Source organism: Stenotrophomonas sp. NPDC077421 (genome assembly GCF_049545505.1).
GTDB classification, from domain to species: Bacteria; Pseudomonadota; Gammaproteobacteria; order Xanthomonadales; family Xanthomonadaceae; genus Stenotrophomonas; species Stenotrophomonas nematodicola.
Map to the genome: position 1 here is coordinate 1 of NZ_JBMWDP010000001.1, position 13,641 is coordinate 13,641.

General features: G+C 62.0%; 11 protein-coding genes. All 11 read left to right on the forward strand.

Features of this window, described 5'->3' with window-relative positions:
- Positions 1-858: DUF2345 domain-containing protein (locus ACPEH1_RS00005; protein ID WP_423715011.1), on the forward strand; the 858-nt coding region annotated here is incomplete at its 5' end.
- Positions 851-1,762 (forward strand): hypothetical protein, encoded by a 912-nt coding sequence (locus tag ACPEH1_RS00010; protein WP_423715013.1) that lies wholly within the window; start codon positions 851-853, stop codon positions 1,760-1,762. The genes ACPEH1_RS00005 and ACPEH1_RS00010, both read left to right, overlap by 8 nt.
- A gap of 1 nt (position 1,763) precedes the next feature.
- A complete protein-coding gene (locus ACPEH1_RS00015) occupies positions 1,764-4,520 on the forward strand; it encodes a T6SS effector BTH_I2691 family protein (protein WP_423715014.1) in 2,757 nt (918 codons plus the stop codon).
- A 14-nt stretch (positions 4,521-4,534) separates the two neighbouring features.
- Positions 4,535-5,611, forward strand: a complete 1,077-nt coding sequence (locus tag ACPEH1_RS00020) for a hypothetical protein (protein ID WP_287251284.1) — start codon at positions 4,535-4,537, stop codon at positions 5,609-5,611.
- On the forward strand, positions 5,604-6,338 hold the full coding sequence (locus ACPEH1_RS00025; protein ID WP_166473581.1) for a putative type VI secretion system effector: 735 nt from the start codon (positions 5,604-5,606) through the stop codon (positions 6,336-6,338). Before ACPEH1_RS00020 ends, ACPEH1_RS00025 begins: the two co-directional genes overlap by 8 nt.
- The gene (locus ACPEH1_RS00030; protein WP_423667613.1) at positions 6,298-7,626 is read left to right on the forward strand and encodes a hypothetical protein; all 1,329 of its coding nucleotides are present in this window, start codon (positions 6,298-6,300) and stop codon (positions 7,624-7,626) included. Before ACPEH1_RS00025 ends, ACPEH1_RS00030 begins: the two co-directional genes overlap by 41 nt.
- Before the next feature lie 5 nt (positions 7,627-7,631).
- Positions 7,632-8,714 carry a DUF6708 domain-containing protein gene (locus ACPEH1_RS00035; protein WP_423715015.1) on the forward strand — a complete coding sequence of 361 codons (1,083 nt, stop codon included), beginning with the start codon at positions 7,632-7,634 and terminating at the stop codon, positions 8,712-8,714.
- Entirely contained in the window at positions 8,707-9,441 is a 735-nt protein-coding gene (locus ACPEH1_RS00040) for a putative type VI secretion system effector (RefSeq protein ID WP_423715016.1), read from the forward strand. Before ACPEH1_RS00035 ends, ACPEH1_RS00040 begins: the two co-directional genes overlap by 8 nt.
- Positions 9,442-10,236: 795 nt before the next feature.
- Positions 10,237-11,076 (forward strand): DUF6708 domain-containing protein, encoded by an 840-nt coding sequence (locus ACPEH1_RS00045; protein WP_423715017.1) that lies wholly within the window; start codon positions 10,237-10,239, stop codon positions 11,074-11,076.
- A gap of 129 nt (positions 11,077-11,205) precedes the next feature.
- Positions 11,206-12,603: a cytochrome ubiquinol oxidase subunit I gene (locus ACPEH1_RS00050; protein WP_017356966.1), complete on the forward strand. Its 1,398-nt coding sequence runs from the start codon at positions 11,206-11,208 to the stop codon at positions 12,601-12,603.
- Position 12,604: 1 nt separating this feature from the next.
- Positions 12,605-13,618 carry a cytochrome d ubiquinol oxidase subunit II gene (cydB, locus tag ACPEH1_RS00055; RefSeq protein WP_017356965.1) on the forward strand — a complete coding sequence of 338 codons (1,014 nt, stop codon included), beginning with the start codon at positions 12,605-12,607 and terminating at the stop codon, positions 13,616-13,618.
- Positions 13,619-13,641 lie beyond the last annotated feature (23 nt).

Genomic DNA, 13,641 nt, shown 5'->3' on the forward strand with positions numbered 1-13,641 from the left:
GAGGCCGAGCGCGGCTTCGGCGCCGAGCTGTCCAGCCAGGCGTTCGGCGCGCTGCGCGCGGGCAAGGGCCTGCTGCTCAGCACCGAAGGCGGCGAGCCGCAGCTGGCGGCCAATCAGGCGATGGCGCAGCTGCAGGAAAGCACCGAGCTGGTGGCCACGCTCAACGAATCGGCCCACAACCAGCAGGCGATGCTGCCGCAGGAGCCGAGCGAGCTGCCGGCACACCAGGCGCTGCTGCAGTTGCAGGAAAAGCTGGGCGGCATCCAGAGCGGTGGCCCGGCCGGCAGCATCCAGGGCGGTGACGGCGAAGCGCCGGGATGGGATGCGCCGACGCTGATGGGCAGCGGCGTGGCCGGGGTGATGAGCCTGACGCCGGCCGACCAGGTGTGGGTCAGCGGCACGCAGACCACGCTGGCCTCAGGCGTGGCGCTGAACTGGCTGAGCCAGGGCTCGCTCACCCTGGCGGTGTCCGGCGGGCTGGTGCTCTACACCGCCGGCAACGAGGCCAAGGCGGACAGCCCCAACACCGAGCGCGGCATCGCGCTGCACGCCGCGCAGGGCAAGGTCAGCGCCCGCGCGCACAAGAACGTGGCGCAGCTGGCGGCCAAGACCGCGGTCAAGATCGCCAGCACCGAAGCGGACGTGCTGGTGTCGGCACCGGCCAGGCACGTGCTGGCCACTGCCGCCGGTGCGTACCTGCGCATCGAGGGCGACAACATCGAGCTGGGCGCGCCAGGCACGGTGGAGTTCAAGGCCAGCCAGCGCGAGTGGACGGATCCGGACCAGGAAACGATCGCCATCGATGTCGCCGACGCCCAGCTGGGTGGTTGTGATGCCAAGGACAACGCCGATGTCTGATGGTGCCGATACGAAGTACAGACACGAGCGGCAGGAGCAACGTGCTGTCGCCGATGTGTGTTACCTGCTTCGCCGCGCCTCCCGCAGCCAGAAGCATCTCCATGTACTTCTGGACACCAGGCGTGGGCTGGACGACTGTTTCGCTGGCGCGAAAGACCTGCCACAGGTTTCGATCAAGGTGACAGGGTACGGCGCCTCGCCCTTGCTGCTCATGACGTTCGATGCCACGGCCGAAGATCTCCTGCAGATATCCGTCGAGCGGTTCAGGGATGCCCGTCTGCATCAGCAGCGTTCCCAGGTAGTCGCCTGGATCGTGTCCCCTCTACCTGTCGACCCGAGCGCGTCCCTGATACGTCAGCTGCTCAGCCATGAGCAGGGTCTGGGCTCGCGCAACCCTGTGGAGATGTTCGACGCCCGTTCGATTCCGCACTGGCCGCACGCGATGTCCCGGCATCAGCAGAGCGTCGTCGCGCGCTCCACGCAGACCTTCGCGTCTCTCGACATGAACGGTGACCTGGCCTGGCTGGACGTCCTCCTTCTCGAAGACACAGCAGTGGCAGCTGCATTGCCTGCGCCATTCCACCATGAGCGCGTGGCGCTGGTGAATGAGACCCTTCGGGCACTGCGTGAGTTCGGCACCACTGGCATCGATCTGGAGCAGGCACACCGCCTCGCCGATTCCATCCTCCGCGATGCCGGCAGGAACAACCTGCTGGACCGGGTGATCCTTCTTGCGCATGCGCTGGTACTGGGGTGCGACTTCCATCGCTCGCCGGAGGTGCGCAGGTTGCTCGCACGCACGCCCGCATCGGAAGCAGCATTGGCACGTGCCCTCGCCGCACTCGGGCCCAACGAACTTCAACGCATCCAGTCCTCGCTGACGATTGCTGCGGGGTCGTGCTGACATGCATGCAATGGACAACAGGATCGTCGGCGCAGCGCTGAAGACGGTGTCGCCCTGCGTACAGGGCAACTGCCGCAACTGCGACAAGACTGGTCTGCTGGTGCACCCGTTCCGCTACTCCGCATTCTGCAGCGATGACGCATCGATTCTGGGCATGGTGCCGGCGCTGCGTCCATCGACCGGTGCTGCCCTGCCGGAGCTGCGAACGGCCCGATATGCCTTGCGGATGATGCGCGAGGGCTATCTGTACGTCGTGCTCAAACGCAACGGGCTTACCCAGCTGGACAGCTACTACGTGCGCCCCAGCGGGCGCCTGATGCGCTTCCGCGGCGAGCCACCGGATCGCAAAACCTCTGCCATCGCCTGCGCCCGGATGGCCGCTTCGGCGAACGCGCTGATGGTCGCCATTGATGCGCCGGAAGAGGTCGAGATGTCCTATTGGCTGTTCACACCGGATCCCCTGTCCAACACCAAGGAAGCCGAACTGGTGGAACAGGCCGAGCTTCTGGCGGGCCAGGGCATTCTCCAGGCGTTCAGCCCCCGGCAATGGGTTGCTCAGCAGGGCAGCCAGGAATTCGCACTCTCTCCACTGACGATCCGTGCGTTCGTACTCGAGTATTTGGCCATCGGCGAGATCGCGGCCTTGGCGGCGTTACAGACACCCATCGTGGCCGCGCTTGATGAGCAGGCGTTTCCGGCGCTGTGCGACCCGCTGGATCCGCCGCTGCCACCGCACTTCCACACTGCGGGGGGCGGGGCGATCTACTCGTCGGCGCTTCAGCGATCGCTGCCGGTCCTGCGTGAGGCGGCCACCACACTGCACGCCTCGGGTGGCGTCGGCATAGCGCTGCAGGACGCCATCGGCATCACGCAGGAGCTCAATGCATGGCGCAATCGTGCAATGGAAGGGGTTGAACCCTGGATGCGTCAGCGGGACACGCATGGCCGTGACAACGCATGGAAGTATCTGGCTGCCCATCAGTACGCCCAGATTCGCGAGGGCGTGCTCTCCAAGCGGATCCGTGTCGCGCGCGACGATGCCGCCGACCGCGCCAACGCACCCTACGACAAGGTTGAAGAAGACCTCAAGACAGCCGAAGTGGGCGGTGGCATGGTCGATCCCGGACCGATGCTGGAGATCGTCGCGATCGCGCGTGACGCTGATCCGTTCGGCGCCCGGCGCAGGGCGGTTGAACAGGCGGAACGACGGGCGAAGGAGCGGTTCGACCGCGCCGAAGCGCAGCTGGACGGCACCCAGACCACAATCCTGGAAGAGTTCAACGCGATCGCTGCACCCTGCGAACAGACGATGCGTGAGCGGGCACCGGATCACCTTGCGTGGCTGTGCAGCCCGATGCTCACGCTGGCGCTGCGCAGCTATGACCAGCACGACCTGATCCGCGGGTGGGCATTCGCTGTACAGGTTGGCATCGCGATGACAGGCATGGAAGCCGATGACGACTCGCGCCTGGTCCTCGACGAGTGGTGGAAGACGCTGGCGGTGGTCGATCCTGCGAGCCAAGGCATCGAAGAAGGGAACCTGGCGTGGCGCGTCTACGCGCTGAACTACCTGCCCTTGGCCCAGGAACTGGTTGGTGCGCTGGAGGAAGCCAACACCTACTCGCCAGCTACGGACGTATGGGGCATCGCGGCGACGGGGAATGAGGCGGTCATCCGGGTGCTGGACATGTTCGACAAGGCGAACGCTGCCCTGCGTGCCTGTGAGAACGCCGGACAGGTCGCGTGGTTCAAGCGCAGCCTGCTCGGCACGGTGATGAGCTGGTACGCCCAATGGGGACGCGTGCTCTACAAGACATCACTGCCTGCAGCAGCGGACAAGGTCCAGATGAATCTCATGATCCGGGCCCTGCAACTGCGGATGGGAGACTACGCCCGGAACTACCCGGTTGCGGAGTTCCACGCGCGCTCGGTGGACTCCGTCACCACGTCCTACTGGCGGGGGCAGTTCAGCCGCTATGTCCGTATGGGTCTTGATCGTGAGATGGCCAAGGGGCGCGAAGGTGGCGTGTATCAAGGGCGGGCGCTGATGCTCGCCACGCTCTTCGAGTCTCTCAATCTCATGATCAAAGGGCGCAACCTGCTCGGCGACGCCCCGACCGCACGCCAGGGCGCAGAGCTCATCGCCTCGGGATTGACCTTGAGTGGAGGTGTGCTGGTGATCCTGGAAGAAGGATCCACCTGGATCAAAGGCAACTTCAAACCGGGATCCCAAGTCGCTGCGTACAGCGAAGTGTGGGGTGGCCGGTTGGGACTTTATGGGGGGTTCTTGGTTGCGACTGCTGGCGTGGTTGGGGCAGTGCTGGATGGAGCTGCAGTTGTGCAGAGCGCGAAGTCTGCTCGCGTTCACCTCGCAATTGCATACGGCGCAAGAGGAGTCATATCTGGAACGGCAGCAGTAGTAGGGGCAACGATTAGCTTTGCTGGATCCGCACCCTTCCTCCGCGCATTGCTAGAAAGGTCGAGAACCAAGTTCTTCCGCACCTTGTTCGATATCTCCAGTCGCCTTGCTGCCACGCTAATCGCCAAGGAAATGGTCATGCTGATGCTTCGTGCATGGGGAGCTCGGCTGAGCTGGGCCGCTGCAGCCGCCAGCGTACTAATCATCGTGATGAGTCCGGATGAGTTTGAAAAATGGAGCGAAAAAAGCATTTTCAGGCTAGACAAGTCTTCAAAGGGTTACCAAGATCGAGCGGACGAACTTGTAGCTCTCGTGCGAATAGCGAAAGGAGGGAGCTGACGAAGATGTATCTCATGGAAATGATTTTCTGGTTGGCAAAGTTGGATGCGAAGGAAGAGGGTCAAATGGCCGCGCGGCCGACTGTGTCCCTCAGCAGCGGTGCAGGCGTCGGGCAACGAATTCAAAGAGAGCCGGGCGACGAGTTCGCAGTATTCACTGTGAATAGACGCTTCATTGACATTCAGGGTGCATGGCAGGAAGACAAGAGAGGCATCGTCACCTTTGTCTTTATCGGCATCATGTTCGTCCTTCAAGGTCAATTTCTAGTTGGAGTAATCGTCCCGGGAGTTCAGCAGATGATCTCTGGGATTGGGTACTTTGGAAGGCCGCTTCCTTCGGATCACTACGTTGGAATACCCATATTCATTCTGATGTGGGCGGTGGCGAACGGCGTCTTCTTCAGGTTCTGCTGGCGCTGGGTGCGATTGGAGCTGTTTGTACAGCGACGGATCATCGTTCGCTTCAACCGCGTCACGCGTCAGGTACACATCAACAGACCTGCCTGCGCGGGTGGAACGGTCACTCTCCCATGGGATGACGCCATCATGGAGATGACGGGCGGCGATCCAGGCTCCCGCACCGGCGATGGAACGCTGATCATGGGGTGGTCAGGGGATCGCACCGGCGCCGGGTTCGACGAGATCTGCATGCTCGGTGGCCTGCTTGACGATCAAGGCAGCGCCGAGGCGCTCGGTGAATACATCCGTCGCTACATGGAGGAAGGCCCCGACGCCGTGCCTCGACCCAAACGCCTGCGTGCCACGTTCCCCTGGCCCTGGGATTCCGTGCGTTCCACCTTGAGCTTCCTCCTCCCCTCTTGGCGTACCGGTGACAAGGGACTTGTGCTGTCCTTCGCCTTGCTCCTGTCCCCGCTGCTGCTGTTGCACAGCGTCTGTCATTGGATCTCGCTGTTGCTGTGCTGGCCCACCTGGTGGCCACGCATCATCCGTCGCGCGGGCCTGCCCGGAGCGCCGGTCCCAGCCCTTACGGTGGCCGAAGACTACGGACCGGAGATTGCGCAGAAGTTGCGGGCGTCGGTAATGAAGCTGGTCAAGCCATCCGCGGCAGCCGATTCTGTATCTGATGCATAAGACAAATCTGAGTTCATTGGAAGTTATCCATGGAAAGGCCAGCAATGCGACAGTTGAGGGCGTACTTGTAAACACGCTCGGCCGCACAGGTGACCGCGAAGGCATGGCCGCTACGGGCATCATTGCCGCCGCCATGGGATTGAGCGGCGCGGCTGCCCACATGGCGGCGTCCTCAATGGAAGAGATGGAAGAGCCGGTGGCCAAGGTGAGTTTCGAGCTTTCAGGTCAGCCAGTTGAGGGGTTGCTATGGAGATGGCCGTTCAAAGAGGGTGATCAGCTCACAGCCATTGGCAATCGTGTTCCCGGCGGGGGCTTCGTCGCACTTGCGGTAATGAACGAGGCGGATCGAATCATCACTCTTTATCCCCATGTGAGTGCAGGGCGTCATGCGCACTGGTGGCGAGTGTTCAGATACTCGTTTGCTGTCGGCGTGCTGGCTGTCTTCATTGGCCTTATCACCATCTGCATCGCACTATTCCCAATGGATGAAAGCGACGCAAGGCAACTCCTTGTTATGGGGCTTGGACTGATACCGAGCATCGCGATTTTTCTTTGGATTGGCCACAGTCTGGGCCGCCGCTTCACGCCCTACACGAGAATGGCCGAGGCAGTGTTCACGGCGATTGGCTGGAGCGATGTCAAATGGGTCAACCTCAGGGCAGACGTCAAGAAGCTAAGAAAGCCTGGTGACCCTCCTGCGCTTGGCGACAGCTATTTCAGGTACTGATCATCCCCGAGCAGTGTCACTGGAGATCGTAGTGGTCAACTCTGCAACCCAGGGAATCGAAGAAGGGAACCTGGCGTGGCGGGTCTACGCCCTGAACCACCTGCCCTTGGCCCAAGAGCTGGTCGGTGCGCTGGACGCCGCCCAAACCGATGCGTCGGCTACGGACGTATGGGGCATCGCGGCGGCGGGCAATGAGGCGGTCATCCGGGCGTTGGACATGTTCGACAAGGCCAACGCTGCCCTGCGTGCCTGCGAAAATGCCGGACAGGTTGCGTGGTTCAAACGCAGCCTGCTCGGCACGGTGATGAGCTGGTACGCCCAATGGGGGCGTGTGCTGTACAAGACATCACTGCCTGCGGCGGCCGACAAGTTCCAGATGAATCTCATGACCCGCGCCCTGCAGCTGCGGATGGGAGACTACGCCCGGAACTACCCGGTTGCGGAGTTCCATGCCCGCTCGGCGGACACCGTCAAAACGTCCTACTGGCGTGGGCAGTTCAGCCGCTTTGTCCGTGTGGGCCTTGATCGTGAGATGGCCAAGGGGCGCGAAGGTGGCGTGTATCAAGGACGGGCGCTGATGCTCGCCACGCTCTTCGAGTCTCTCAATCTCATGATCAAAGGTCGCAACCTGCTCGGCGACGCCCCAACAGCACGCCAGGGCGCGGAGCTCATCGCCTCTGGATTGACCCTGAGTGGGGGCGTGCTGGCAATCCTTGAAGAAGGGTCTACCTGGATCAAAGGGAACTTCAAGGCGGGATCCCAAGTCGCTTCGTATAGCGGGGTATGGGGCGGGCGGTTGGGCCTTTATGGGGGTTTTCTGGTTGGTATCGCCGGTGTGATCAGCGCAGTGCTGGACGTGAGCGCGATGGCTGAGAGCTCTCGACGCAGAAGGCGGTGGCTGGCCACTGCGTACGGAGCCAGAGCCTTCGTTGCAGGGGCAGTTGTAGGGATTGGCGCAACCATCAGTTTCGCTGGCTCAGCTCCATTCATACGCACCCTCTACAAGCGAACAGGCAGCAACTTCATTCGAGGACTGATCAGGGGCACGGGTGGATTGGCGGCATCTCTGTTGGCAAACAAAGATCTAATGGTGATGCTCCGAGTTTGGGGTGCTCGGTTAGGTTGGGCTGGTGTAGCTGCCACGGTCATGATCACTCTCCTGAGTCCGGATGAGTTTGAACAATGGTGTGAGAAAAGCATCTTTCGGAAGGACGCTTCATCAAAGGGGTACCGAGATCGGGAAGAAGAGCTGGTCGCAATCGTGCAACTTCTGAATCGAGGTGACTGAGTCATATGTATCTGTTGGAGATGCTGTTCTGGAAAGCAAAAACAAGCGCCCCTCGGGCTACGGAAGAACTCGATAGCTCTCCCATCCAGCAGGCGTGCATTGGTGTGGAGAGCAGAATTCAACGTGAACCAGCTGACGAGTACGCGATATTCTCAGTATCTGATCGGCTCATGGATGTGCAGGGCGCTTGGCAGGAAGATAGAAGGGGGGTAGTTACCTGTCTTTTTCTAGGGGTCATGTACGTTCTACAGGCGCAGCATCTTTTCGAAGTGGTCAAGCCTGGCATGGAAGTCATGGTGTTGGGCGTTGACGAGACTGGAGAACGGATTGCATGGCACGACCATGTGGCAATCCTGTTGCATGTCTTAATGTGGGCGGGCGCGAATTTTGCTCTATTCAAGTATTGTCTCCGTTGGATCAGACTTGAAGTTTTCACGCAACAGCGCATCATCGCTCGCTTCAACCGTGTCACCCGGCAAGTGCACATCAATAGGCCATCCTACGCAGGTGGGATTATCACTCTCCCGTGGGATGCTACGGTCATGGAGATGACAGGCGGCGATCCAGGCTCTCGTACAGGAGATGGAACGCTGGTCATGGGATGGCAAGGCGATCGCACCGGTGCCGGGTTCGATGAGGTGTGCATGCTCGGCGGCCTCCTTCAGGATAAAGGCAGCGCCGAAGCCCTCGGTGAATACATCCGCCGCTACATGGAGGAAGGCCCCGATGCCGTGCCGCAGCCCAAGCGCTTGCGTGCCACATTCCCCTGGCCCTGGGATTCCGTGCGCTCCACCTTGAGCTTCCTCCTCCCCTCTTGGCGTAACGGCGACAAGGGCCTTGTGCTGACCTTGGCCTTGCTCCTGTCCCCGTTGCTGCTGTTGCACAGCCTCTGCCATTGGATCTCGCTGCTGCTGTGCTGGCCCACCTGGTGGCCGCGCATCATTCGCCGCGCGGGCCTGCCTGGAGCGCCGGTCCCAGCCCTTACGGTGGCCGAAGACTACGGACCGGAGATTGCGCAGAAGTTGCGGGCGTCGGTAATGAAGCTGGTCAAGCCATCCGCGGCAGCCGATTGTGTATCTGATGCATAAGACAGATCTGGGTTCATTGGAAGTTATCCATGGAAAGGCCAGCAATGCGACGGTTGAGGGCGTACTTGTAAACACGCTCGGCCGCACAGGTGACCGCGAAGGCATGGCCGCTACGGGCATCATTGCCGCCGCGATGGGATTGAGCGGCGCGGCTGCCTACATGGCGGCGTCTTCGGTCGAGGACATGGAAGAGCCGGTGGCGAAGGTGAGCGTCGAGCTTTCAGGTCAGCCGGTTGAAGGGTTGCTATGGAGATGGCCGTTCAAGGAGGGTGATCAGCTCACAGCCATTGGCAATCGTGTTCCCGGCGGGGGCTTCGTCGCACTTGCGGTAATGAACGAAGCGGAGCGAATAATAGCCCTCTACCCACACGTGAGCGCAGGAAGCCACGCGCATTGGTGGAGAGTGTTGCGGTACTCGCTAGCCATCGGCATCCCGGGGATCGTCCTCACGCTGGCACTTGTTTGCATCGGACTCGCATCGACGGGCGAGAATGTCTTAAATGAACTTCCTATGTTGTTGCTGATATCGCTCCCGAGTATCGGAATATGCCTTGGGATTGGCTACAGTCTGGGACGGCGCTTCACGCCCTACACAAGGATGGCCGAGGCCGTGTTCACGGCGATTGGCTGGAGCGATGTCAAATGGGTCAATCTCAGGGCAGACGTCAAGAAGCCAAGAAAGCCTGGTGACCCTCCTGCGCTTGGCGACAGCTATTTCAGGTACTGATCATCTCGGAGGAGCGCTGCCGGAGATCGCAGCCTTGCTCTCAGCAGCAGGATCGTAAAAGTCACACGTGCGCAGGTGTCCACGCCGAGGAGCGGGCGGGTGACGCAGCGCTGGCCGTCAAAGTTCGTGCGCTCAGCGAGGTCCATATAGATCAATCTTCGAGTTTTCATAGAAAGATGGATCGCCTATTCAAACTTTTCCTATGGTGGCACCACCATCCCTTCGCCCAGAATTTACGCGATGACGCACGGTGCGGGCTACTCCGGCCATGCCAACGGACGGCTCGGAGCCCATGTGCCAACAAGGAATGGATCGGTGAGGGAAGGGATGCACGCGCTGTGTGCTGCACTGACGGCCGCCGAGCGCAGGCGGTGACGTCCACCTTCCACGTCAGCCATCTCGTGGTGATTCCTGCTGACGCGGTGTACCGCCAGAAGACCGAAGACCGCTATGGCGCGCGCCTGAACGGGAGGCGCGGCTATCCACTACCTAGCGCGACCACACTGGTACTGAAGCGACGCTGGGCAGCTTCGGCCGCGAAGAGCTCATGGCATTAGTAATGCGTTCCCCAAAGCGGCGACCAATAAAATGTATCTGATTGAGTGGATATGTTGGAGATCAAAACTTGAGCCGAATCCAGAGTCGTCCTCTGTAGTCGACCCGGCTGGCTCGCTTTGCGTTCGACATTGCACGGGTGTCGATCCATCTGATGAGTTCGCCATCTACAGAGTCAACGATAGATTTGTCGATCTGTCTGGAGCATGGCAGGAGGATAGAAGGGGGCTGATCACATTCATGTTCTTGATGATGATGTTTGTGGTCAATGGCTTCATCTTCGACGGGGCCGTCATGGCTGTCAGGGGGCTGATAAGCGGAACCGCGTACTCAGGGACCCCATTGACGCAAGAGGGATACATCTTCTACCCGATCATGATTCTTCTCTGGTCAGTCGCAAATTTCCTGGTGTTCAAGCACGGGCTGCGCTGGATGAGACTCGAGATATTCACCCAACAGCGGATCGTCATCAGGCTCAACCGAATCACTCGACAGGTTCACGTCAACAGACCGACATACGCTGGCGGCATCGCGACGTTTCCGTGGGACGCTACCGTTCCAGAGATGACCGGTAGCGACCCTGGCGCCCGCCGTGGGGACGGTTCGTTGATGATGATGTGGATGTCACAAGGCAGTGGCGCTGGCTTCGATGAGTTCTGCAAAGTCGGCGGAAACCTGGACGATCGCGGCAAGGCCGAGGCTCTCTGGGAATACATCCGTCGCTATATGGAAGAAGGCCCAGACGCCGTGCCGCAGCCCAAGCGCTTGCGTGCCACATTCCCCTGGCCCTGGGATTCCGTGCGCTCCACCTTGAGCTTCCTCCTCCCCTCCTGGCGTAACGGCGACAAGGGCCTTGTGCTGACCTTGGCCTTGCTCCTGTCTCCGTTGCTGCTGTTGCACAGCCTCTGTCATTGGATGTCGCTGCTGCTGTGCTGGCCCACCTGGTGGCCGCGCATCATCCGTCGCGCGGGCCTGCCCGGAGCGCCGGTCCCAGCCCTTACGGTGGCCGAAGACTACGGCGCGGAGATCGCCAGGAAGCTACGGGCATCGGTCATCAAGCTCGGCGACCCCTCACCCTGAACGGGTCACCCATCCTGAACCCGCCTCCACCTGCGACAAAGTGAAGCAGCGCGTCACCGGGTCGCATGTGCCTTTAACGAATACCGGCCCAGAATGGTGCGGATTCCAGAGTGCAGGCGGAGGCGTCAGGTGGACGCGTTGTTGTTGTCGCGGATCCAGTTCGGGTTCGTCATCAGTTTCCATGTGCTGTTCCCGGCCTTCACCATCGGTACGGCCAGTTGGCTGGCGTTCGTGGAATGGCGTTGGCTGCGCACCCGCAACCCGGTGTGGCGCGAGCTGTACTTTTTCTGGCAGAAGATCTTCGCCGTGTCCTTCGGCATGGGCGTGGTCAGCGGCATCGTGATGGCCTTCCAGTTCGGCACAAACTGGCCGCGGCTGAGCGAGGTGGCCGGCAGCGTGATCGGCCCGCTGCTTACCTATGAGGTGCTCACCGCCTTCTTCCTGGAAGCCAGCTTCCTGGGCGTGATGATGTTCGGCTGGGGCCGGGTGTCGCCGCGCCTGCACTTTTTCTCAACCTGCATGGTGGCGCTGGGCACGCTGTTCTCCACGTTCTGGATCCTGTCGTCCAACAGCTGGCTGCAGACGCCGGCCGGGTATGCGCTGATCGACGGCATCGTGCACCCGCAGGACTGGTGGCAGGTGGTGTTCAACCCCTCCTTCCCGTACCGCCTGGCACACATGGCGCTGGGGTCGTTCATCACCACCTGCTTCGTGATTGGCGGGGTGGGGGCGTGGTATCTGCGCAAGGGCACCCACGTGGAGGCCGGCCGCACCATGCTGCTGGCAGCGGTGGCGTTTGCCGCGCTGACCGTGCCGGTGCAGATATTCGTTGGCGACATGCATGGCCTGAATACGCTCAAACACCAGCCGATGAAGATCGCGGCGATGGAAGCGCACTGGCACGCCGAAGGCCAGGGCAAGGGCGTGCCGCTGGTGGTGTTCGCCCTGCCCAATGAAAAGGCGGAGCGCAACGATTACGAGATCGCCATTCCGCGCCTGGGCAGCCTGATTCTCACCCACTCGATGGACGGCACCTTTGACCCGCTCACCTCGGTGCCGGCCAGCGAGCGTCCGCCGGTGGTGCCGGTGTTCTTTGCGTTCCGGATCATGGTCGGGCTGGGCACGTTGATGCTGGTGCTGGCCTGGGTGTCGGCGTTCCAGTGGTGGCGAGGGCGGTTGCTGCAGTCGCGCTGGTTGATCCGTGGCTGGAACTGGATGCTGCCGAGCGGCTTCATCGCGCTGCTCTCGGGATGGTTTGTGACCGAGATGGGCCGCCAACCCTGGGTGGTGTATGGCGTGCTGCGTACCGCCGACGCGGTCGGGCCGCAGAGCCTGTGGATGACGGCGCTGTCGTTGGGGGTTTATGTGGTGGGCTACGCCTTCGTGTTCGGCTGGGGCATCTGGTATCTGGTCAAGATCATCCGCACCGGGCCCAAGCCGCATGATCCGGCACCTGCGCTGGACGCCGGCAGCCATACCCCGGCACGGCCGCTGTCGGCCGCCGACGAACCGCTGGAGGAGCGCTGACATGGAGATGACAACGTGGCTGCCGGTCGCGTGGTTCGCGGTGATTGGCTTTGGCGTGCTGATGTACGTGGTGCTGGACGGCTTTGTGTTGGGCATCGGCATCCTGGCGCCGATGGCCGAGGACGAGGAACAGCTCGATGTGATGATGAATACCGCCGCACCGATCTGGGACGGCAACGAGACCTGGCTGGTGCTGGGTGGGGCGGGGCTGATGGCCGCCTTCCCCAAGGCCTACGCGGCGATGCTGTCGGCGCTGTACCTGCCGGTGCTGCTGCTGGTGGTGGCGCTGGTGTTCCGCGGGGTGGCGTTCGAGTTCCGGTTCAAGGCGCATCGTTCGCGCCGCCTGTGGAGCGTGGCGTTCGGGCTGGGCTCGTTGTTGGCGGCCTTCGCCCAAGGGGTGATCCTTGGCGCCCTGGTGCAGGGCCTGCAGGTGGTGGACGGGCGCTATGTCGGCGGCGCGTTCGGCTGGTTCAGCCCGTTCTCGATGCTGACCGGGGCGGCGGTGGTGTTCGGGTACGCGCTGCTGGGCAGCACCTGGCTGATCCTCAAGACCGAGGGCCGCGAGCAGGCCTTCGCGCGCACGCTGACCCGGCCGCTGGTCGTGGCGGTGATCGTGTTCATGGGGCTGGTCAGTGCGTGGCTGCCGTTCCTGGATTCGCGACTGATGGCGCGCTGGTTCAGCGATGGCAACTTCTGGTGGCTGTCGCCCGTGCCGCTGCTCACGCTGGCCGTGGCGGTGGCGCTGTGGCGCAGCGCGATGCACCCGCGCCGCGACCTGCCGCCGTTCCTGCTGACGCTGGGGCTGTTCGTGCTGGGCTTCATCGGACTGGTGCTGGGCATGTGGCCGTACCTGCTGCCGCCTAGCATGACCTTGTGGCAGGCGGCCGCGCCGGCGTCCTCGCTGGGCTTCAGTCTGGTCGGGCTGGTGGTGCTGCTGCCGGTGATCCTGGGCTACACCGCGTGGTCGTACCGGGTGTTCCGCGGCAAGGTGACCGCAGACGCTGGCTATCACTGACCGGGTGGCCGCGCCGCGCGCGT

Excerpts from the sequence above, each read along its gene's own strand:
- ACPEH1_RS00010 (WP_423715013.1), top strand. The coding sequence starts at position 851 with ATGTCTGATGGTGCCGATACGAAGTACAGACACGAGCGGCAGGAGCAA.
- ACPEH1_RS00015 (WP_423715014.1), top strand. The coding sequence starts at position 1,764 with ATGCATGCAATGGACAACAGGATCGTCGGCGCAGCGCTGAAGACGGTG.
- ACPEH1_RS00020 (WP_287251284.1), top strand. The coding sequence starts at position 4,535 with ATGGAAATGATTTTCTGGTTGGCAAAGTTGGATGCGAAGGAAGAGGGT.
- ACPEH1_RS00025 (WP_166473581.1), top strand. The coding sequence starts at position 5,604 with ATGCATAAGACAAATCTGAGTTCATTGGAAGTTATCCATGGAAAGGCC.
- ACPEH1_RS00035 (WP_423715015.1), top strand. The coding sequence starts at position 7,632 with ATGTATCTGTTGGAGATGCTGTTCTGGAAAGCAAAAACAAGCGCCCCT.
- ACPEH1_RS00040 (WP_423715016.1), top strand. The coding sequence starts at position 8,707 with ATGCATAAGACAGATCTGGGTTCATTGGAAGTTATCCATGGAAAGGCC.
- ACPEH1_RS00045 (WP_423715017.1), top strand. The coding sequence starts at position 10,237 with ATGTTCTTGATGATGATGTTTGTGGTCAATGGCTTCATCTTCGACGGG.
- cydB (WP_017356965.1), top strand. The coding sequence starts at position 12,605 with ATGGAGATGACAACGTGGCTGCCGGTCGCGTGGTTCGCGGTGATTGGC.